The organism is Sphingobacterium alimentarium (genome assembly GCF_004342685.1).
Lineage (GTDB): Bacteria > Bacteroidota > Bacteroidia > Sphingobacteriales > Sphingobacteriaceae > Sphingobacterium > Sphingobacterium alimentarium.
Genome location: NZ_SMBZ01000002.1, coordinates 1 through 22802, shown reverse-complemented (window position 1 = coordinate 22802; position 22802 = coordinate 1). Strand labels below are relative to the sequence as shown.

19 protein-coding genes and 1 tRNA gene are annotated in these 22802 nt (G+C 35.6%); 12 read left to right on the top strand and 8 right to left on the bottom strand.

Annotated features, from left to right (window positions below; genetic code table 11):
• Nucleotides 1-342 precede the first annotated feature (342 nt).
• The 9 genes from mobA to EDC17_RS00985 all read left to right on the top strand — a co-directional run bounded on the left by mobA (nucleotide 343) and on the right by EDC17_RS00985 (nucleotide 11381).
• Nucleotides 343-777 carry a conjugal transfer protein MobA gene (mobA, locus tag EDC17_RS01030; protein ID WP_132776054.1) on the top strand — a complete coding sequence of 145 codons (435 nt, stop codon included), beginning with the start codon at nucleotides 343-345 and terminating at the stop codon, nucleotides 775-777.
• Between the two features lie 4 nt (nucleotides 778-781).
• Nucleotides 782-2047, top strand: coding sequence for a conjugal transfer protein MobB (gene mobB, locus EDC17_RS01025; RefSeq protein WP_132776052.1), 1266 nt, complete (start codon nucleotides 782-784; stop codon nucleotides 2045-2047).
• 389 nt (nucleotides 2048-2436) lie between these two features.
• Entirely contained in the window at nucleotides 2437-2919 is a 483-nt protein-coding gene (locus EDC17_RS01015; protein WP_132776048.1) for a 3'-5' exonuclease, read from the top strand.
• 6 nt (nucleotides 2920-2925) lie between these two features.
• Complete coding sequence (locus tag EDC17_RS01010) at nucleotides 2926-4698, top strand: DUF262 domain-containing protein (protein WP_132776046.1); 1773 nt, start codon at nucleotides 2926-2928, stop codon at nucleotides 4696-4698.
• Nucleotides 4688-6979 carry a DUF262 domain-containing protein gene (locus EDC17_RS01005; protein ID WP_132776044.1) on the top strand — a complete coding sequence of 764 codons (2292 nt, stop codon included), beginning with the start codon at nucleotides 4688-4690 and terminating at the stop codon, nucleotides 6977-6979. Before EDC17_RS01010 ends, EDC17_RS01005 begins: the two co-directional genes overlap by 11 nt.
• A gap of 113 nt (nucleotides 6980-7092) precedes the next feature.
• The gene (locus EDC17_RS01000; protein ID WP_132776042.1) at nucleotides 7093-8766 is read left to right on the top strand and encodes an AAA family ATPase; all 1674 of its coding nucleotides are present in this window, start codon (nucleotides 7093-7095) and stop codon (nucleotides 8764-8766) included.
• Nucleotides 8753-9322: a metallophosphoesterase family protein gene (locus tag EDC17_RS00995; RefSeq protein WP_132776040.1), complete on the top strand. Its 570-nt coding sequence runs from the start codon at nucleotides 8753-8755 to the stop codon at nucleotides 9320-9322. Before EDC17_RS01000 ends, EDC17_RS00995 begins: the two co-directional genes overlap by 14 nt.
• Nucleotides 9301-10203, top strand: a complete 903-nt coding sequence (locus EDC17_RS00990; protein ID WP_132776038.1) for a helix-turn-helix transcriptional regulator — start codon at nucleotides 9301-9303, stop codon at nucleotides 10201-10203. Before EDC17_RS00995 ends, EDC17_RS00990 begins: the two co-directional genes overlap by 22 nt.
• A gap of 191 nt (nucleotides 10204-10394) precedes the next feature.
• A complete protein-coding gene (locus EDC17_RS00985; RefSeq protein WP_132776036.1) occupies nucleotides 10395-11381 on the top strand; it encodes a potassium channel beta subunit family protein in 987 nt (328 codons plus the stop codon).
• Nucleotides 11382-11456: 75 nt separating this feature from the next.
• Here EDC17_RS00985 and rplS read toward each other — a convergent pair whose 3' ends face one another.
• Entirely contained in the window at nucleotides 11457-11810 is a 354-nt protein-coding gene (gene rplS, locus EDC17_RS00980) for a 50S ribosomal protein L19 (protein WP_132776034.1), read from the bottom strand.
• Between the two features lie 307 nt (nucleotides 11811-12117).
• Between rplS and EDC17_RS00975 the strand changes: the two genes are divergently transcribed.
• Nucleotides 12118-12191, top strand: a tRNA-Pro gene (locus EDC17_RS00975).
• 154 nt (nucleotides 12192-12345) lie between these two features.
• Here the strand turns inward: EDC17_RS00975 and EDC17_RS00970 are convergent.
• From EDC17_RS00970 to EDC17_RS16965, 7 genes are all read right to left on the bottom strand, one after another.
• Nucleotides 12346-13827 (bottom strand): hypothetical protein, encoded by a 1482-nt coding sequence (locus EDC17_RS00970; RefSeq protein ID WP_132776032.1) that lies wholly within the window; start codon nucleotides 13825-13827, stop codon nucleotides 12346-12348.
• A 274-nt stretch (nucleotides 13828-14101) separates the two neighbouring features.
• Nucleotides 14102-14713: a hypothetical protein gene (locus EDC17_RS00965; RefSeq protein WP_132776030.1), complete on the bottom strand. Its 612-nt coding sequence runs from the start codon at nucleotides 14711-14713 to the stop codon at nucleotides 14102-14104.
• A gap of 14 nt (nucleotides 14714-14727) precedes the next feature.
• Nucleotides 14728-14994, bottom strand: coding sequence for a hypothetical protein (locus EDC17_RS00960; RefSeq protein ID WP_132776029.1), 267 nt, complete (start codon nucleotides 14992-14994; stop codon nucleotides 14728-14730).
• 29 nt (nucleotides 14995-15023) lie between these two features.
• On the bottom strand, nucleotides 15024-15974 hold the full coding sequence (locus tag EDC17_RS00955; protein ID WP_132776027.1) for a hypothetical protein: 951 nt from the start codon (nucleotides 15972-15974) through the stop codon (nucleotides 15024-15026).
• A gap of 197 nt (nucleotides 15975-16171) precedes the next feature.
• Complete coding sequence (locus tag EDC17_RS00950; RefSeq protein WP_132776025.1) at nucleotides 16172-16441, bottom strand: hypothetical protein; 270 nt, start codon at nucleotides 16439-16441, stop codon at nucleotides 16172-16174.
• A 23-nt stretch (nucleotides 16442-16464) separates the two neighbouring features.
• A complete protein-coding gene (locus EDC17_RS17695; RefSeq protein WP_449441391.1) occupies nucleotides 16465-16722 on the bottom strand; it encodes a hypothetical protein in 258 nt (85 codons plus the stop codon).
• 113 nt (nucleotides 16723-16835) lie between these two features.
• Nucleotides 16836-19193 (bottom strand): hypothetical protein, encoded by a 2358-nt coding sequence (locus tag EDC17_RS16965; protein WP_449441390.1) that lies wholly within the window; start codon nucleotides 19191-19193, stop codon nucleotides 16836-16838.
• 485 nt (nucleotides 19194-19678) lie between these two features.
• Here EDC17_RS16965 and EDC17_RS00940 point away from each other — a divergent pair, with 485 nt between their 5' ends.
• Complete coding sequence (locus tag EDC17_RS00940) at nucleotides 19679-20743, top strand: PLP-dependent cysteine synthase family protein (protein ID WP_132776023.1); 1065 nt, start codon at nucleotides 19679-19681, stop codon at nucleotides 20741-20743.
• Between the two features lie 106 nt (nucleotides 20744-20849).
• Nucleotides 20850-22565: a protein-disulfide reductase DsbD family protein gene (locus tag EDC17_RS00935; protein WP_132776296.1), complete on the top strand. Its 1716-nt coding sequence runs from the start codon at nucleotides 20850-20852 to the stop codon at nucleotides 22563-22565.
• Nucleotides 22566-22802 lie beyond the last annotated feature (237 nt).

Below are 22802 nucleotides of genomic sequence, written 5' to 3'. Positions count from 1 at the left end.
TTAAGGATATAACCAATCAGCTAGCTAGCCATATACAAAGGAAATAAAAGCAGTCCCAATCTGCTTTAAGGTGGTATTCAGTGGCATCATTTGGCGTTCATTGTCATTGTTGTAAATAGCTGTTATTTAAATAGTCTTACCGAAATTTGTAATGGAAGCTATGGGTTTTCCCTGCTAACTACAATCCGTTTGCAAAACGGATTTTTCTGAACTCCTGTTCAGAGCAAGTTATCTCTTGAGGTCCTCGAAATAAATTTCCGCACCTCAAGAGCACTTGCCCTTGCAGGGGGCTGGAAACGGCTCCGAAGTCGCTCGTTTGTTTAAAAATTAAAATGGATTATTATGGAAGAGAAAAAAAGAAAACAGATTAAGAAATCAGGAAGAAAACCAAAGATTGACCCTGCGGTGCATCGGTATTCCTTTAACCTGAATGCGGAGGATAATGCCAGATTCCTTGCCCTCTTTGACCAGTCAGAAATGAAAGTAATCGCTCATTTTATTACAGCCTGTATCTTTCAGAAGACAGTAAAAACCGTAAAAATTGATATGGATGCAATAGAATATCACGAAAAATTGACCCGGTTTTTTAGCCAGTTCCGATCAATCGGAACAAATTACAATCAGATTGTGAAGATATTATACCGCAATTTTTCGGAGAAAAAAGCAGGAACATACCTTTTTAGATTGGAAAAGGAAACCATAGAATTGGTACAAGTTACTAAAGAGGTCATCCGTTTGACACAGGAATTTGAAGAGAAGTATCTGAAAAAAGAGTAAAGTTATGATTGCAAAAATTGGAAAGGGAAGCAATATGTATGGTGCAATTTTGTACAATCAGCAGAAAGTGGACAAGGAAAACGGAACGGTTCTATTGCTCAATAAGATACCCGACACAGTAGATGGTAAGTATTCCGTAGCGCATTTCAACAAGTGCTTTGAGCCGTATTTATCAGCAAATAATAAAACGGAAAAGACGGTTCGGCATATATCACTGAACCCAGATCCTTCGGATACGGTCAATGATGAACAGTTTATGGAAATGGCAAAGGAATATATGGAGCGTATGGGATATGTCAATCAACCTTACATCGTTTTCAAACATACAGACATAGACCGTACACACATCCATATCGTTTCAACTTGTGTAGCTATTGATGGAAAGAAAATCCCCGATGATTACGACCACCCACGTTCAATGGCTATCTGTAGGGATTTAGAACAGAAATATAATCTACAAAAGGCAACCGAACAAGAACAGAAACAAAACAATAGAGTTTTCAAGCCCATAAATCATAAAAATGGTGACATCAAAAGTCAGATTGCTTCGATAGTACGGCATCTGCCAAATCATTATAGTTTTTCAACTATGGGTGGTTACAATGCTTTGCTTTCTCTATTCAACATCACAGCAGAAGAAGTCAAAGGCGAACGGAATGGACAACCTGTAAACGGATTGGTCTATGTTGCTTTGGACCAGAATGGAAACAAGGTAAGTAATCCATTCAAAGCATCACTTTTCGGGAAAGATGCAGGAATTGCACAACTTCAAAAACATTTTGAGCAGTCCAAAGAGAAAATGAAAACCAATCCTGCAAGGTTAGTTTTAAAGAATACCGTTGAATTGGCTATGCACACCATAAGCAACGAAACGGATTTTAAAAAACAATTGGCTGAACAGGGAATTAATACGGTTGTGAGACGTAATAATGAAGGACGAATTTACGGTATGACCTTTATTGACCACGGAAGTCGTAGCGTTTGGAACGGCTCACAATTAGACAGAAATTTGTCTGCAAACGTATTTAATGATTGGTGGAACAATGGAAACAAACCCGAATTGAAAATACAGAATAACCCTGTTTCTAAAGCAAATGAAATAGACAGCGTACCGACAAAAGACCTTTTTGAATTTCTTTCAAATGAGCATTCATCCAATTCCGATTTAGGATTACTCAGCTTATTACCCGATGCACAGGGCGAGGACTACGAGGAAGAACAGTTTGCCAATCGGATGAAAAAGAAAAAACATCCAAAGCATAGAAGATAATATACAGGTTCTTAGTGTTATTTTTTTATAACTTATAGAGTATGACACGGATTGGCTTACTCTTTAAGTATTTTTGCTATGTAAAATAAGGAAAGCTGAAAACTTTGAGAGTAAGCATATATAAAAAATTACAGATTATGGCAAATTACAATTGTGAGTATTGCGGAACAAAGTATTCCAGCGTATCAAGTCTAACAAGTGGTTCGTGTATGCGACACCCTAATGGTTCTCATAAAGGAAAACACAAACTATATGAGGGAAGTGAAAAATCGCAGTATGTGTGTAAGCATTGCGGGACAAAGTATTCATCTCTTTCAAGCTTAACAAGTGGTTCGTGTATGAGACACCCAAATGGCTCACACAAAGGAAAACATGCACCTGCTTTGTAAATGGAATGTTTTACCGCAATAGACTTTGAAACTGCACAAGGTTATCGTTGGAGTATTTGTCAGGTTGGACTTGTTCGTGTCAATAATGGTATTATCACTGATGAAATTAACTTATTAGTACAACCGCCTGATAACTATTATTGGGGGAGATTTATTGACATTCATGGCATTACTCCAGACATGACAAAAGAAGCTCTCACTTTCGACAAAATCTGGCACAGATTAGAACCTTATATCAAAGGACAAGCCGTTGTAGCTCACAATGGCTTGTCTTTTGATTTTCCAGTTTTAGAAAAAACGTTGGAATATTATGGTATGGAAAATCCCGAGTATGAAAAACATTGTACCTATCGTCTTTTTAAACAAAATTTAGCTTCATTGTGCAATCATTATAAAATTTCATTAAATCATCATGATGCTTTAAGCGATGCTAAAGCCTGTGCTGAATTGTTTTTGATACATTTGCAAAGTAATAGTTTATAATAAAATATGATAGAACCTAAAAAAATTAAAGAGATAAATTTCTCAGATAATATTTATTTTATCCCTTCCTATCAGCGAGGCTACCGTTGGGATAAAAAACAAGTTGAAGAACTTTTAGATGATATCTATGAAGTGTATGTGACTAAACAAGAATCCTATTGCTTGCAACCTATTGTAGTAAGTAAGATTGAAGAAAACAAGTATGAAATAATTGATGGACAGCAGAGATTAACAACCATATACATACTGCTGACTCGATTCAAGCGATTTATTGATGAAAAATTCCAATTAGATTTTGAAGTAAGGCAAAATTGTGTAGATTTTTTCAAAAAATTAGACACAGGAAGTTTTGATTACTCCAATCCCGATTTCTCACACATATCAAATGCTTACAAAGTAATTGATTCTTGGCTAAATATTAAAAAGGAAACAAAAATTGATTCTAATATCGAAATGAATATTTTTCAAACTTTGTTGGAAAAAGTTGAAGTAATTTGGTACGATGTCGAAGAAAGCAACAGAGAAGAACTTGTAAAAGTATTTACCCGATTGAATAGTGGCAAGATAAGTTTAACTAATGCAGAATTAATAAAAGCATTGTTTTTGAGTAAAGCGAATTTTGAAAATCAATCAAAAGATATATATACGCATCAATTAGATATTTCTAACAAATGGAATCAAATAGAAAATGCCTTACAAAACGATGATTTCTGGAATTTTATTAATAAATCTGAAAACAAATTAGCAACTAGAATAGATTATATCTTTCAACTAATTGTGCGGAATAAAAATATAGCGATAAAAGAAGAGTTTGATGTCTTTAGATATTACTATCCGCTTTATGTTAAATCTAGAGAGTCTAAAGAATATGATTTTATTGAATCGAATTGGAATGAAATTGACTTATATTTTACCATCCTTCAAGATTGGTATTCAAATCACGAATATTATCATTTAATAGGACTACTTATTTGGGACGGTGTCGATATACTAATTCTTATAAAGGAGTATCAAGAATCCAACAAGACATTATTTGTCAAGTACCTTTTCAAGGAAATAGAAGAACGTTTTTGTCATATTAAGATTGAAGACTTAGATTATAAAAATTCTTACAATCAAGTTGAAAAAACATTGGTATTCTTCAATGTGATGGAAGTATACCGTTCCAAAACTAATAGATTTCCTTTCAAGCAATTAAAAGTTGAAGAAATTAAATGGAGTTTGGAACACATCCATCCACAAAATGCATTAGAGGTAAAGCAAAGTGAGTATTCACAATGGCTTGAAGACCACAAAAAAGTTCTTAAAGCAATAGATTCTGATCGTGAATTAACTGATAGAATAGAAAACCTTATTGTAGAATTAAAAGACACAAGTGCAAAAAACCTTAAACTACAATTTGAAGATTTATCCAGAGAAGTTTTAGAAAACCTTGATTACAAAGAGAACAATACGGAAAGTACCAGTAAAAAATCAAAGATACCATTTGAAAAATTGATTGGAGAACATCATATTTCTAATATGGCATTGTTGGATACGAAAAAAAATTCTTCATTAGGAAATAGTGCATTTGGGGTAAAAAGAAAGTCAATAATTGATTTTGAACTAAACGGTTTTTACATACCAAACGCAACAAAAAACTCTTTCTTAAAGTACTATTCAGATTATCCAAAACACCTTAATTATTGGACTTTAGAAGACAGAGATGAATACTTATTCAAAATTCAAGAGCAGATGAATTTTGTAAAAAACCAAAATTTAGAAACCTATGAATATTAATTATACACTCTTAGATATATTAACCAATAATATCTTTGTTTGGAAAAATATCGCAAAAGAACATATTCAAATCGAAAATGGAATAGAAATCCCAATGATTCAGAGAGATTATGCTCAAGGTCGAAATGATGAAAAAACGGCTTATATCCGAGAAAAATTTCTTAAAGATTTATACAGCGTTATGCGAGAAAGTCAAAATGGAAGTGATAAACATCTGAATTTAGATTTTGTGTACGGTTATATTGAAAATTCAACTTTTATTCCTCTTGATGGTCAACAAAGATTAACCACGCTGTATATAATCTATTGGTTTCTTGCTTTTAAAGACGATGTGTCTTTTTATGAAAATGGTCTACATCTATTTAGTTACAAGACGAGACAATCTGCTAAAGAATTTTTAAAATCATTAAATAAAGATGAAAACATAGAAAAAATAAGAATTGAAACAGAAGAAAACACGCAAAATATAGTTTGTACAATAAAAAACCAGCCATGGTACAATCTTAATTGGGACTATGACCCAACTGTAAAAGGCATTCTACAAACATTGGAAGATGTATCAAAGCTTTTTTCAGATATTTCATTCGAAACATTAAAAGAAAAACGACCTGTTAATTTTCACTTTTTACAAATTAATGAATATGGATTAGGCGACAACCTATACATAAAAATGAATGCAAGAGGTAAACCTCTTTCTGACTTTGAAAATTTTAAGGCTTCTTTTGAAAATGTAATATCATCACATAACTCATCTAAATTTTTCATAGAAAAAATAGATGGTGTATGGTTAGATGTTTTTTGGAAATTCACGATTGAAAGTTTCAATAAAACGGTCGATGTAGAACAAGATGTTTCTAAATTCACGAAGCGATGTGATGAATTGATGCTTTCATTTATCAGAAAAATAACCGAATATCTATACTATAAAGATAATATTGGTAGAAATTATCAATTCAATGATGTAGCTATTGATATTGTTTATTCAAAAGAAGAAAACCTACAAATATTAATTCAAACATTCGATTTAGTAATTGGGCTTGGGTACAACGAATGGGTAGATTATTTTGGTGATATTTTCTCTGAAAAATTCCAGAAAGATAGAATCGCAATTAACCAGCCATCACTAAATCTTATTCTGAAAATATTTAACAATGATAATTTTTCACATTTTGAAAATATTTTATTATTTGGATGGTTAAATTATATCACAAAAGCAGACTCTATAACTGTCACCTCTAACTTGAAAGACTTTTTACGAATTATTAGAAATTATATCAACAATGTCAATCAGAAAAATAAAACATCTTTAGATTCAGAATTAAGAACAGATTATTACAACGATATACTAAACACTATTTTTTCGTTATCAATATCTAATCCTTATCAAAATCTGAATACTATATCAGTATCTTTTAGAAAAGAGTATATTCAACACGAAATAGCAAAATATAATCTTTTTCAAGATGATATTTTTCGAAAAGATTTAATTTTCAAGATTGAAGACCATTCAACTTTAAGAGGGTTGATTTTCAATTTTGATTTTACCTCATATACCAATGCGGAGCTACAAAAAATTACAGATAATTTCTATAGCATGTATAGAGAAGTAGCTTATCAAGATATTATCCGTCTGTTATTGTGTTTCGGAGATTATTCCATAAATGTAGGATACTCAAACTTGGGAGAGTTTAGATTTTTCGGACAAAAAGGAAAATGGCATCGGGTGTTAGCATCACCAGATGAAGAAATTAAGTCAAATTTTGAAGAGTTATTTAAAATATTTTCCAAAGAAAATATTAGTGATTGGCATAATTTTATTGAAACCAAAGTTTCAGAAAATATAGCAAGTTATAAAGATAGTTGGTTATGGTACTGTTTAAATCCCAAGTATAAAACTATACTTGACCACCCTATTTATACAAAGAATTATGAGAATAGAGTTGAAATTTTTTATAATCAAAGTTTGAATTCTTATCATCATAATCCATTTGTATTTTGGTTTAGATATCATAGCCCGCAATATGTTAGAATTCATATCAATGAAGCTTACTCTTGTGCTCAATACTCAAATTTTAGCAGATTACATTTAAAAAATGGCGTTGAATTGGAACAAATCAATAACAATTGGGTTGTTTACAATTTGAGTAAAGAATTCAATCATTCATCTTTTAAATTTGATGAAGAGAGAAACTGCTATATTTTAAGTTGTGAAAACTTAATTGATGAATTAATCCCTCTTGTTGAAATTTTAAATCTTTATGAAAACAATTCCGATATTTAGAAATATCGGAATTGTTTGGTTTTAATCTACATAAATAAAAAACATTCTACCTTCACAACCACGACACACTTTGTCTTACTCTCAATCTACCTTTGTCAAATAAAGATAGGTTTATGGAAAGTATCACAAAGAAACAAATTCTGGAAAGCATTGGGAAAGTGTATGAACAATCAAAAAATTGTAAGCTTGAAAATTCATTTTTTGAAAGCATAAAATCCGAACTACATACACTTTCTCAATATTTCAAAACGTCAGAGAATCAAACCTTTTTTATTGCAATGGTTTTTGCTCTAAACTACAAAGGGGACACTGTTGATTTAAACGATTTAATAGATTATTTTGAATGTAATCCAATGAAAATTTTGGAATACAGCGATGATTTTGAGTACTTACACAAAGTTGGGATTTTTGAAAAAAAGAAATCAAGACACCGTGTGAAGTTGGCAGGAGCTAATGACCAATTTGTTATTTATGAAAAAATCACAGAAGCCATTTTGCAAAATAAACCTTTGCCCAAAATCAACGAGAGTAAAATAAAGGGTATAATAGATTTGTTAGAACAGTTATACAAATTAGGCGATCAACGAGACGATGATAAAATTTCAACCTTTGAATTATTTCGGGATGTTGAAAAATTGATTGCAGACAACACTCATTTTGCGTTAATAGAAAAAGTAAAGCAATTCAGTTTAAGTATAGAAGACACTTATCTTTTTTTATACTTAATATGGAAAACAGTGTCAGGAAACGAATCTACAGATATTGGAAGAGCTTTGGAGGGTATTTATGATAGTCCATCAGAGAGAGTAAATGAAATACAAAAATTGTTATCTGGTAATCATATCCTTACTAACAATAATTTGGTTGAAATTATAGAAGCTCAATTTTTCAATGATACTGAAATGAAATTGACGGATACTTCTCTTCAACTTCTGAATGATTGTGGCATTAAACTTTTTCTAAACAAAAAGAGAAAAGATAATATTATTGTCCCTTCGGAAGTTATTTATCGTGAATTGGTTTTTGATAATGAGGAGATGAATCAATTAGAAACGCTTCAAAATTTACTTCAGGAAGCTAAATATCATGAAACACAGACAAGGTTGACAAATAAAGGTTTACCCCAAGGAATTGCAGTTTTATTGCACGGTGCACCTGGAACAGGAAAAACCGAAATTGTAAAACAATTGGCAAAAGCTACAGACCGAGAAATAATGAAAGTAGAAATCAGCCAGTCAAAATCTATGTGGTTTGGCGAAAGTGAAAAAATCATTAAACGAATTTTTACGGATTACAGAGCATATGCAAAAGAATGTAAACTAACGCCTATTTTATTCTTTAATGAAGCGGATGCCATTATTTCTAAAAGGAAAGAAAACAGTAATTCCAATGTGGCTCAAACTGAAAATGCTATTCAAAATATTATACTGGAAGAGCTTGAAAACTTTGAAGGTATTTTAATGGCAACTACCAACTTAGCTAATAATTTGGATACTGCCTTTGAACGAAGATTTTTATTCAAAGTACCTTTCAAGAAACCTACAAAAGAAATAAGAGCTAAGATATGGAAATCAAAGTTGTCACATTTAGATGATGAGAGTTGTCAAATGCTCGCAGATAAGTTTGACTTTTCAGGCGGACAGATAGATAATATTATTCGCAAAAGTGAAATACAGGAAATTGTTCATGGCACTGTGACTAATTTTGAACAAATACAGTCATTTTGTAATGAAGAATCCATCAGTATAAATAGAACTAAAATTGGATTTGGCTATGCACACGATTAAAATAAAAGACCAAAACATTTTATTGTTATCAGACACGCATGGTAAACATCGTTTAATCGATATTCCTAAAAATATTCAGATTGTAATTCATTGTGGAGATATTTGTAATGCAGGAGATATGGATGAAATTTTTGATTTTTTTGATTGGTATGTTAAATTAGAAATACCACATAAAATATTTATTCATGGAAATCACGATTTACCTTTCGAGTTAGAACCAGAATGGGGTAAAAAATTGATACCCAAAAACATTATATGGTTAAATGACGAATCGATTGTAATAAGTGACATAAGCATAATGGGAATAAGTGCTTTCCCTTTTTACAAAGGCATCGAAACGAAAAATAGAATCGATATCATTGCATCACATTATCCTCCTCACGGTATTTTAGATAATGGGTTTGGCAGTAAAGAAATTAGTGATTTTGTATTTCAGTTTGAGCCAAAGTACCACATATTTGGACACAATCATTCCAACTATGGGATAGAAAAACATAAAAGTCAGTATATTAACGCATCTATTTATCATAAGTTATGTCAAAAAGAGAATCAATAGCAAGATATAATCTCATTATAAAAAAATTAAGAAAGCGACCTGCGACATTTGCCGAAATTGAAGAATATCTTACCTTGGAATCAGAAATTCAAGCCTACAATTTCAATATTTCAAAGCGTACATTTCAACGAGATAGGGATGATATTCGTTCTTTGTACAATATCGATATTTTGTTTGACTTTTCTAAAAAAGTCTATTACATAGATTTTGACGAACAGCCCGAAGCAAACGAAAGGATATTGGAAGCTTTCGATACATTTAATGCTTTGAATTTAACAGATAGGCTTTCTAAGCATATTCATTTTGAGAAGCGAAAACCTCAAGGTACAGAACATTTGTATGGAATACTTCATGCTATTAAAAATCAGATTCAAATAAAATTTGTGTATCAAAAATATTGGGAAGACGAATTGACTGAAAGATTAGTGGAACCGTATGCGCTGAAAGAATTCAAAAACAGATGGTATGTCTTATCAAAAGATTTAGTAGATAACAAGATAAAGAGTTTTGCACTTGACCGTTTAACAGATTTGGGAATTTTGAATAAGAAATTCAACTTTCCAAAAGATTTTGATGTAAATGAACATTACAGATACTGCTTTGGTATTATCAGTCCGAACGGTCATCAGCCAGAAGATGTAGTACTTTCTTTCAATGCATTTCAGGGGAAATATATCAAATCATTGCCGTTACACGATTCTCAGCAAATTCTGATAGATAATGAAGATGAATTGAGAATACAGCTTAAACTATTCATTACACATGATTTCTTTATGGAACTCTTATCCTTTGGAGAAAACCTTAAAGTACTTAAACCTCAAAGCTTGATTGATGATTTAAAATCAACTGTTAGGAATATTCAAAGTATATATGAAGAGTAGAGACTGCATAAATATATTGATAAAGAAAAATTAAAATTTTGTATATTTGCTATGAGCTAACGGAAACACGTTGAAAAGCAAAGCAATAAGCACCGTTACCAAATCGTTACCTGACTTTTTTGACAATCTTTATAAAAGCTTAGTATTCAACCGATACAGCTTTTTCCTGAAAACTTTAAAATAAAAAAGCTATGGAATATAGAAAAATGGGGAAAACGGGTCTTCAATTGAGCGTTTTGTCTTTTGGATCGTGGGTTACCTTTGCCCGTCAGACAGATGATCGGGATAATGACAGACTTATGTCTATTGCATATGATGCTGGAGTTAACTTTTTTGATAATGCGGAAGTGTATTCGGCAGGTAAATCGGAAGAGATGATGGGGCGTGTCTTGAAGCAAAAGGATTGGGACCGTACATCGTATGTACTATCGAGTAAAGCTTTCTTCGGTTGGAAAGGGGAGGATAAGAAACCCAATCAACATGGGTTGAGCCGCAAGCACTTAATGGAAGCCTGCCATGAAGCGCTGACCCGATTACAGACCGACTATCTTGATCTGTATTACTGTCATCGCTCGGATCCGAATGTGCCGATGGAAGAGATTGTGCGTACGATGAATACCTTGATTCAGCAAGGCAAAATTTTATATTGGGGTACGAGTGAGTGGTCTGCTGCCGAAATCGTAGAGGCGCATATGGTCGCTAAGGAATTGGGATTGGAAGGTCCAGCAGTGGAGCAACCCGAATACAATTTGTTCAACAGACGCAAAATGGAATCCGAGTTTCTGTCGATTTTCAAAAATGTAGGCATGGGAACGACGATCTGGTCACCGCTGGCTTCAGGATTGTTGACTGGAAAATATAATAATGGTATCCCTGAGGGAACACGTTTATCTTTGGAAGGTTATGAATGGTTGAAGGACGCTACGTTGGTGGATGATAAAATCTCCAAGGTCATCAAATTGGCCGACTTGGCTGAGGAATTGGGTGTGAGCTTAAGTACGCTTTCTATTGCATGGTGTATCAGCAACCCGAATGTGACTTCGGCGATATTGGGCGCAACAAAAGAAAGTCAATTGACGGAAAACTTAAAAGCATTGGATGTGCTGCCTTTGTTGACACCAGAAGTATTGACTCGTATAGACGATATTATGGAGACGAAACCCCAAATCCTACGCTAAGAGGCAAAATAAAAAAGGATGTAACGCTGTTACATCCTTTTTTATGATTTGAGACGTCGTCTAGCAAGAAACGGATTACTTAGTAATACGTTTAGCTTTGATACGAGCAGCTTTACCAGTAAGGCCACGTAAATAGAATAATTTAGCGCGACGTACTTTTCCTACACTGTTTACGTCAATTTTTTCAATGTTAGGAGAATTTACAGGGAAAATACGTTCAACACCTACACCGTTAGAGATTTTACGAACGGTAAAAGTAGCGTTAGTACCTTCGCTGTTTAATTGGATAACTACACCTTGGTACACCTGAACACGCTCTTTGTTTCCTTCGCGAATTTTATAATGCACGCTGATGGTATCTCCTGCTTTGAAAGCGGGAATTTCATTCTTTACTACCGCTTGTTCTTCTACAAATTTTACTAAATCCATGATTTCGAGTAATTATAAACGATTTATATCCTGTAAAAATCGGAATGCAATATTACAGCTTTTATTTTAATTTTAAAAATGTTTTATTAAAAAACCACCTCACTTGTAAGGTGAGTGCAAAGGTAAGGAATATATATTATTTTTCATAGCATATAATGGGTCTAATTTTTGACTTTTATTATTTACGTCTTTTAAAAAAGCTATTTAACAATAAATCAATTGGTTATTATAGAAATGAAAAAAAACTCTTGACAAGTAAAGAAATCGCTGTATATTTGCATCACAATCAACAAAGGTGATACCTTTTCGGGGTGTAGCGTAGCCCGGTATCGCGCCACATTTGGGATGTGGAGGTCGTAGGTTCGAATCCTGCCACCCCGACAAAAGCCACTGATTATCAGTGGCTTTTTCTGTTTTCGGACATATTTCGGACGAAATTAGACTGCCTCCGTAGATTGTTAACCTGAGTAAAATTGGATAATGCATACTACAAAAGCCTTTGTGATTTTAAAATATAGTCTCTAATTGAAACCTTTTAATATAGCAAGTTTGGGGTTTCTGCAATTTTCCAATCATAAAACAAGTTCTTTTTGTCTATGGCTTTAGGATCATTGATATTGGTTAGAGATATACCTTGACGGTCATAGGGGAATATCAGGGCTTTAGAGGACACTCTCGTAGTTCTTTTAGTCCTTGATATAGATAAACCATGCATGCTTATTTCCGTATTTCTATCCAAGATGGTGCCTCCGTACATTCCTTGATTTCTATCATATAGAAAAAATAACACAGTCGCTTCCAAAGATGAAGAGGAATCTACTTTTCCATGTTGAGTAGGCACAACTACTATTTTTCCAGGATAGTTTCCTTTTTCCCGTTCCACATTTTCGATTATTGCGGGAGCTATTGTCTTGGGCAATTTAACAGATATACATCCTTTTAACAAAGATGAAGAGCTCTCATCATATAAGTTGATAACAGCAATTTCCTTATCAGCATAATAGGCCTTTAATTTACCAATAAGAATTTTGTTAGGTGAAAAGTCAATAAACGCTCTGTTTTTCTGTTCTTCTGCTATAATTTGCCTTTTCTGCTCCTCTTCCTGCTTTTTTTTCTCCTCTGCTTCTTTTTCTATCAATAATGATAATTTTTCCGCATCCTCGCTCGCTTTTTTTTCTATTTCTTTCACTTCATTTACAAGCTCTAGTTCTTTTTCATGCTCGACTATTGAGTTATAATATTGACTATAATTAAACACGATTGGCGAAATTCCGATAATCTGAATTTTGAGTTTAGATGTTGAGAAAATAATATCTTCTTGATTATTATCATCAGGAATCACAAAATGATATCCTGCTGAAAATATTTTTGGCTTAGTGTTTTTTTCAGATACAGCTATTATGCCTTTTGTTGGGACAAGCTGGTTCCCTATTTTACTCCATTTCAATCCAAAAATAACTTTATTAACATAATAATTTGAATTCTCAAAATCCTTTTTGAATCTTTCAGCTTGTGAGAATGGGACAGATAGGAAAGCAAATTTTGATAAATCTAACGATCTCCTTGCATACCTATCCTCATTTACCCCAATGTGGTCGCTGTTTCTGAATTTAAATATAAATAATTCATTGTCAGCATCATATTGAATGATCCTCATTGACACTTGACTGATTATTTTTTCCATTTCAGAAACACAAATTTCTGAAAACTTACTATTACTATTTTCTTTTACTCTTCTCTCATATTCTGTCGACTTTTCAAATTCACCCTTTTGTAACCATTTTTCAAACGATTCTTTTACATTTCTGCTAACGATTGCATAGTCGGAATGTTTGTACGGAAGCCTGTTTTGATCGGATATTGATGCAGGTTTCTTCTCGTTCAATTTCCATTTATTAACTTGTGCATTCGCACAAAACGTTCCAATCATAATAACTATCATCGCCAATACGATAATTTTCGATATTCTATTTATCATTTCTAAATCATTAAGTAATTCAGGAGTTTTTTCTCCCAATAATTGTTATAATCTGCTTTCTCATCACCGGAATTTGGAAATAATATATCCAAGCTAGTGTCAGTAATATTCTGACTACTCTCTACATTTCTTTCATCGATCACTTCCTGTGCGCGATATTTACCTAAAATTCTTATTAATAAGGGTTAGTAAAAATAGCTAGCGAGAAGTAATATTTCACTTCGGACAACCTCTCACGAAGTCTTTATTGGTTTTTTGTGTTAAAATACTATGGTTCAAATAGAAGAATAAATATACTTAAGTAAACTGTCTATTATTGTCCCTTTGAAATGAGTTCTTCTTGTTTTGCTTTCCACAAATCCATCAAGTCAAATCGGGCAAAGACACCATTGGGTTCATCTTCAATAGAAATTGCATAACATGAAAGTTCAACGAAAATCTCCTTTGGCGTTCTATGAAATCGTTCCGCAGGTCTATCCACAGTACTTGGTAATTCTATCTTTATATTTTTGATTTCATTTGGTTGCCAATTAGTAATTCTTTTATATTCATTTTTAATGTCGCTTCCTGTCTGAGCATGACTTTTCCTGTATTCTGTACTATTCTTTAATTTATAGTATGTGATCGCACTTAATGTGAAAGAGGTAAATTTATGGGAATAAATATTTTTGACATCAATATCTAGGACACAATATCCATTGTCTAAGAAATAGGCTTCATTAATGGTTTCTATTTTAAAATATTGAGATATAGGTATAGATTCATCATAATCGGTTTCACTAGGCACGTCTGTGATTTCCTCGCCATCTTCTGTGTAAATGCTACTTGGCTCTTGTTGTAAAGAAGTGTTTTCGTTTGCATTTTTCGTATGTGAACTACAACCTATGATAATTCCCAAAACAATTAATAGTAGTAATACTTTCATTATAATAATCTATTTTATTGATACGCATAAGTTCCGTCTGGTTTGACAAAGGAATTTGCTATCTTTTCTGCTTCGTCAGATAAATTTAGATCTTCCTGAACCCATTTCCACGTTTCTTTAATAAGTTTATAGGTACCTCGTCCACCTTGGTAGGTTGTCCCATAATTTGTTAGGAAATTGTTTCGATTAAGATGTTCCGCTAATTCTTCTCCTGACATCTTCATATTGTGGCTAGCTAAAAATGAAGCAAGTTGCCAGATGTAATATTTTTTATTATTCATTTTTATATATAGATTTTTGGTTTTCAATTTTAATCTACAAAAATTGATTTTTTAAGTGTTTTTATGTCGTTACCGCTATGAAAGCTGTAGGTAACTATGACATGATTATTTTTTTCTAAATCTTTTTCAATGGGAAAATATCCAGCTTCCCATTGATTGCAGTGCGTGGGTATTGGTTCTATTAAATCTTCCCATTTATTGTTTTTCCAAGTTTTAACATAATATTTGCGCCAACAACTTGTAAACCATGCTGGCTGAAAACCTAATTCATCTCTTCCATCATTGTTAAGATCTCCAAGATTTTCCAGAGAAGTATTTATACCGTGGATTTTTAAAATAGATAAGTTCGGATCTGAAAAATAAATCTGTACAATACATTCTCCAAAACAACTCATTTCATCATCCCTCAATATTGGTGACACTGCCCATACATAATCGAGTTTTCCATCTCCATTAAAATCACCTTTTATTGAACCATCTGGAACTTTTGAATTAGTTTTTGCTATATTTTTATCTGTTATTAAGTCGCTTTCAGCGACGATCTTCCATATGTCGTCTTGCTTTTCGAAAATCAAGTATGATTGATAATCTGTAGTTTTGTTGTTGATCATCACTCGTTTCACGAAATTACATTTAGCATATTCGCCTATACTATCAATGGTTATTATTCCGTTGATTTGTTGTCTACTGTCAGGGAATCTATTAAAGAAATCATTCTTGTTTTTGATACATTCTCGTAAATACAAGGATTGACCATAAAGCAGTACTTGATCAGCATAGAGATCTTGGAACAAGCTAATATTTTTTGTGTTGTAGATATTGTTCCAGTCATGTACGTGTTGAATCAAGATAACACTGTCAGATAGCTTAGATGTTTCCGAAGTATCGATTGTTCCTTCCGATTTGTTTTGGTTAGTATAGTTATTGCAAGAAGTGAGAGTGCAAACCATAAAAATACACCCTATAAATAAATATCTCATAAAAAATATTGCTAACGCTTTTTAGTCGGTATCAAATTTATATAATAAGATGGTATTGGAGAACTCTTTTTTTGTTCTGCGGATTCTACTAAATGAAAAAAAGCAAATACCCTCTTTTGATTTTTTTGTTCCTTATCTGACTATTACTGCCCCTAAGGTTTTCTTTTTTCTTGACAAAGAAAAAGCTTTCTTTCTTTTTATAGCTTGTCATTATCTAAATCTCTAATATCTTTTTGTGTCTTTTTTATATTGAAGATAAGTTTTTTCTCTTCTTCTCTTTTAATAACCAATTTGTGGAATTTAGAAGGGTCATGTGAGTATACGGAATCAATATTTGATGTAACATTTGGAAAATCTAATTCCATCATTCGGTAACGCATCTCATATGATTTTTTGTCGCTTAATTGCCTGTTTTTGTCATATAGAGTACCTAAGCCCAATGAGATAATGACCGACAATACTATCATGACAATAATCATCGGAGTCGATTTCAGATCAATGCCGTAATGATGTTTGATATTGACCTGATCAGGAATTGTGCGTTTACGCCAGTTCCGAGCATACTTGTAGAACCGAACAGCACACGAATTTTGCCCTCATTCATCCCGTTTATAAGTTCCCTACGTTGCTTGTCATTTTTCGCCTCCTGAATAAACCTTACTTCGTGGGCAGGTATGCCTTGGTCTTCCACGAGCTTGCGTTTGATTTCGGAGTACACATTCCATTCGCCTGGCTTGTAGGTTCCCAAATCCGAAAAAACGAACTGCGTTCCTTTTTGTGCGTCGTATCTGTTGTAATATTTGGCAATATTTGCCGCACAATGCGAAGCCTTATTATCGGGATGGTCTGCATAGATACCACTTACCTACGCATATCGAGCGACATCTTGCGGGCGTAATCCGTAGCGATGAGCATCTTTGCTTTTTCTTCGCTGGCGCTTAGCGGAGGTCTGCCCAACAATTCTGCATTGCCTGTTTTGGCAAATTCCATCAACTTTTTAATGAAAAGCTCCTGAAATAGGGTTGGTGGAATGTTATACAGAATTTCGTTTTTAATCGGGCGGTCAATACCTATATCTTTTGCCGTTCTGTAATCCGTAATTTCAGAATAGAATTGAGCCAGTTCCGGCACTTTGATGAAGTAACGGAAACGCTCTTTTGCCACGATATTGTTAGCCACCGAAAATTCGTAATCGGTGGTTTTCCGTGCGTAGATCGCTGCCCAGGCATCAAAGGAATGAATACCCTGTTTTTCCATTGCCCGTGGTCGCAGGTATTTGAACAGCAGGTACAGCTCCGTCAGGGAATTGCTGATGGTCGTACCCGAAAGAAAGGTTGCGCCCATATCAGCATTGGTGCGTTCCTGAATGGTGCGAACTGCAAAGAGCAGGTTTAATGCTTTCTGGCTTCCATCCACATTACCCAATCCGGCAACCCGTGTATGGCGGGTGTTGAACATCAGGTTTTTAAATTGGTGGCTTTCGTCCAGAAACAAATGGTCTATGCCCATCATCTTAAAGTCCACAATATCATCCTTACGGTTTTCAATATCGTGTTGCAGCGTTTTCAGCTTTACTTCAAGATTTTCTTTTCGCTTGATGACCCCGGCGAGCATTCCCCTTGTCACTTCCTTACCTTGCGATTTCAGGGCATCGAGGTTACGCTCTACGCTGTCCAGTTCTATTTCGAGGATTTCCTTTTGTATTTCGGGCGACTGCGGTATCATACCAAACTGGTGGTGTGTGAGTATCACACAATCCCAATCGTTATTTTTAATATCCCCGAAAATGCGCAGGCGTTTTTTAGGCGTAAAGTCATCAATACCTGGATAAAGTATTTTAGCGTGTGGATAGGCTTTTCGGTAGTCTTCAGCAATGGCAGGTATGTTCGCTTTCAGCCCTATAATCATCGGCTTATGGGCTAATCCTAAACGCTTCATTTCCTGTGCTGCGGTGCACATTATCAGTGTTTTTCCTGCGCCTACTTCGTGGTCGCAGATAGCGCCGTTGTTCAGCTTTATCATCCAAACGGTGTCCTTTTGGCTTGAATACAGGTCTTCAATGCCTGCTCCCTTGCGGTCTAATCCCGGAAATTCCTGATGGCTTCCGTCATAGTTCGGGCGAACGAAACAGTTAAAAGTATCGTTGTACTGGTCGGTCAGCCTGTTTTTAAACTCATCGTTCTGTGCGTGAAGCCAGTCGGTAAAAGCGGTTCGGATTTCATCAATCTTGGTATTCGCCATTTGTATGGCTTCCATATCCCGTACCTTGACTTCTTGATCGCCAACCATCACTTTTTTAGTAATATCAGGCGTAGTATTGACTAGGGCGTGTTTGAGCAGAGCAATCCCGTCAAACGCCCGGCTTTCAGCTTTTACGGCGTATTTATCCCATATATGAACATTCTTTTGTTTACAGCTTACAGAAAAATCATCAGAACTCTCCGAGTAATGAATGCTGACCTCCGTATCAAAAAGATGTGAAGCAAACCGGCCATAAATACCAGTGGGTATCCAACGTTCGCCGAGGTTAAAATCCAATTCTTCAAACTCAATTCGTCTTGGTCGGGCTTCTTCCAAAACGGTAAGGCTTCCTTTAGCCTGTGCATCATCGGGATTACTTTCGAGATATGCTTTGACTTCCTGGGCTTTTTCCACAACGTTACCTGCAATCCAGCGTTCGGATATTTCGTATTCCTTTTGTAAAGGATTGTAATAAATACGACCGTGTAAGGCTTCTTTCAAAGCGTCATCAGTCATACCGCTGATTTCGGACATATAATTCAAATCCACGTTTCCGTACTTATTGAGCGAGGCCGCTAATGCTTCTTCGGGATTGTCCGTTGTTATGGTTAAGGTAGAAAAACTTACAGGGTGACTGAATATATCGGCTTTGTGTACCACACCACCAACCACACGTTCCAGATAAGGTATTTCCTTTCCGGAACTGTCCGTTTTGATGAGCTTGATATTATCGGCACTGTTGAGGTTTCCGTACCTTTTGACAAAGGCATCGTATAATTGATTAAGATTTTCTCTTTCTTCTTTGCGTTCGGTCTGAAGCTTCGCCTCCTTGGTATAAAGATCTTGATAAACATCACGCACAGCAATGTAGGCTTCGGCTCTTACTTTTTGTGAGGGTGGTAATTGCAATGGGTGGAATACGGCTGCACCATTTGATGTATCTACATTTTGCAGATGACCGACCCAACCATTATCCACGACAAGGCAATCGTTACGGTGGAATGATTTTAATTCTCCACCATACGGAGCAGGTTCTGGATAGTGTTAATTATCGCATCGTTAAGAAAATTTGGTAAGCAACCCAGACCCAATGCTTTCAGTAAAGCCCATAAATTTTGGGGTAGAATAGGTATGTGGGACATGGCTTTAACCTGTTTCACCGGTTTGATACTGTATATTTTCGGGTTCATCCTCTAAAAACCCTTTATCCATTAATCTTTTACTTAGGTGTCTAATTCATTTCTCTAATAAATGGATTAGACACCTAACTACTTTTCTGTAAGGTAAAAATGGTATGCCGTCTGGTATAGCTAAAATTTCGGCAGTCTAATATTCTAAAACCGAAATACTGATATATTTCTTGTTTTTAATTAAAAATTCTGATTAATTTTTTGAATATACAAGTAGGTGTTGAATAATATTTTTTATTCATGCAATTTTGTTTGTAATTACAATTGCTACATATGAACGATATTTTTACGGAGGAAAAAGAACTTTCAGTTGAAATGGAGAATAGATTTAAGCACTTATGGTGTTTGGTGGGGAATACACCTATGTTGGAGTTGCAGTACACCTACAAAGGCAAGCCGGGCAAAATCTACGTAAAGTGTGAAAATTATAACCTGACAGGAAGTATCAAAGATCGTATGGCGTTATTTATTTTGTATAAGGCGTATATGAACTGTCAGATCCAACCTGAAGATACCATTGTAGAAGCGACTAGCGGTAATACCGGTATTGCGTTTTCGGCTATAGGAAAGGCTCTCGGGCATCAGGTAAAAATTATTATGCCTAATTGGTTGAGCAAAGAGCGTATCGATATTATAAAAAGTATGGGTGCGGATATTCAGCTCATCAGCAAAGAGGAGGGCGGCTTTCTGGGAAGTATTAGGTTGAGTGAAGAATTGGCTGCTGCGGGAGGTGTATTTCTTCCTTGTCAATTTGAAAATGAATTTAATGCGGAGGCGCACGAGCTGACTACAGGTAAAGAGATTGCGTTGCAATTAAAAAACAAAGGTCTTACCGCAGATGCTTTTGTAGCAGGTGTAGGTACAGGCGGAACCGTAATGGGTGTAGGAAAGCAATTGAAAAACTATAACCCTTTTGTGAAAATCCATCCTTTAGAACCTCAGGAAAGTCCTACGTTGACCACAGGTTACAAGGTAGGTGCACATCGTATTCAAGGTATTTCGGATGAATTTATCCCTGCTATTGTAAAGCTTGAAGAGTTGGATGAGGTGGTGTGCGCTTCGGATGGTGATTCTATTCTGATGGCTCAAAAATTGGCCAAGCAATTAGGTCTAGCAGTAGGCATATCCTCAGGTGCGAATGTCATCGGAGCAATCAAAATTAAAGAACAATTGGGAGATGATGCGGTTGTGGTCACACTTTTATGTGATGATAACAAGAAATATTTAAGCACGGATTTGGTCAAAGAGGAGCCTATCAAAGAGGGCTACATATCGACAGACCTTGAATTTACGGGATTTCAACCCATAGCGCGATTAGAAAAGCCTTTAATAGGTTAGATATAATGTTTCCAGCCTAATTGAGATTAGGTGGTTTGTTTAGGTAGAATAGATTTAGCCAAGCATCACTTGGCTAATCTATTTCCAATTTATGAAAGTCAACATGATGAAAAATATTCTGCAATATGTATTTGTAATTTTCCTGAGCTTCGGAGCAGGAAATCTTACAGCTCAAGATACATTAATTAATTTTGATGATGTGGAGTTTAGCGACGGTCAGTCGAGCGAAAGCACTGTGGCTGAGGAGGCGGACACGACCGGACTAGTTAATTTTGACGATGTAGTATTTTCCGACGGTGTGGATTCCGCAGCGCAGGATTCAACCGCAAAAGCTGCTGTTGTACCCGCTTCCGATCAAGGTTCTACTCCGGAGGCTTCACTGTGGAAGATTTTTGTCGCCGGTGTGCTGGGTGGTTTTGCAGCATTTTTTATGCCTTGTATCTTCCCTATGGTGCCGCTGACAGTGAGTTTCTTTACCAAAAAAGCAGGTTCACGTTCCAAAGCGATCACTCAAGCGCTGCTGTATGGACTTTCCATTATTGTCATTTACGTGGCTTTGGGTATGCTCATTACTATCGCTTTTGGTCCCGAAGCACTCAACGAACTCTCTACAAACGGTATTTTCAATTTCTTTTTCTTCCTACTTTTGGTGGTCTTCGCGACTTCCTTCTTAGGAGCTTTTGAGATTACCCTGCCGAGTTCTTTTGTCAACAAAATAGATTCCAATTCGGATAAAGGCGGACTCGTAGGCCTATTTTTTATGGCTGCCAGTCTGGCTGTGGTTTCCTTCTCCTGTACTGGGCCGATCATCGGCACTTTGCTGGTGGAAGCTGCCACCCGTGGCGAACGCTTGGGTCCGGCGATCGGGATGCTCGGATTTTCTATGGCGCTGGCCATTCCATTTGTGCTCTTTGCGATGTTCCCCTCCATGTTGAAGTCTCTCCCTAAATCGGGGGGATGGCTCAACAGTGTAAAAGTGGTGCTGGGCTTTCTGGAGCTGGCGCTGGCGCTGAAGTTTCTGTCCAACGTAGACTTAGCCTACAATTGGAACTTCCTAGACAGAGAGGTCTACTTGGCTTTATGGATTGTGATATTCGGCCTGTTGGGACTCTATCTGATTGGCAAGATCAAGTTTTCGCACGACAGTACGCTGGAATACCTTTCGGTGCCGCGCACGATGCTGGCGATACTGGTTTTCACCTTTGTGCTGTATATGGTGCCAGGCATGTGGGGTGCTCCGCTGAAAGCGATATCGGCATTCTTGCCACCTATAGGCACACAGGACTTTGATTTGACATCGGGCGTATCCGCTGGACATAGCGCGCAGTCGGCTGAGGCCTCCTCGCGCAAGCATTATACTTATTTTCACAGCAAAGCCACCATCAAGGGCATGGATCCGTATTATGATTACGAAGAGGCACTGGCGGCTAGCAAAGCACAGAATAAACCGCTGATGCTAGATTTCACGGGCTGGAACTGTGTCAACTGCCGTAAGATGGAGGCGGAAGTATGGAGCGCACCGAAAATCAGAAACCTGATAAACGAGGAATTTATATTGGTAGAGCTGTATGTGGATGACAAGGTGCTGACGCTTCCAGAGAGCGAACATTATATCTCCCCTTCGACGGGAAAGAAAGTCAATACGGTAAGCAAGCGCAATGCGGACCTGCAGATCACACGATTCAACAGCAATTCGCAGCCGTTATATGCTTTATTGGATAGCGATGGCCAGTTATTGGTTCCTACAAGCGGAGCTGTGTATGATATAGACAAATACGAGGCTTTCCTGCGATCGGGACTCGAAAAATTTAAATCTAAATAGATAAAAGAAGTTTCAACAACCTGAACTGTTTATTTTAATTGAAGATGGGGCTGTATCATAAATAAGTGGTACAGTCTTTTTTTATGTTATATTTCCTCTTATTTTTATTGATATAATCATTTGATTTTCATATATTTAAGTATTAAAAATCGATGATTATGTCTCGGAAATTACCTAATTTCAAACCCTACTATCAGCATCAATTGATGGCCTTTCCACCAACCTTTGATGAATTGA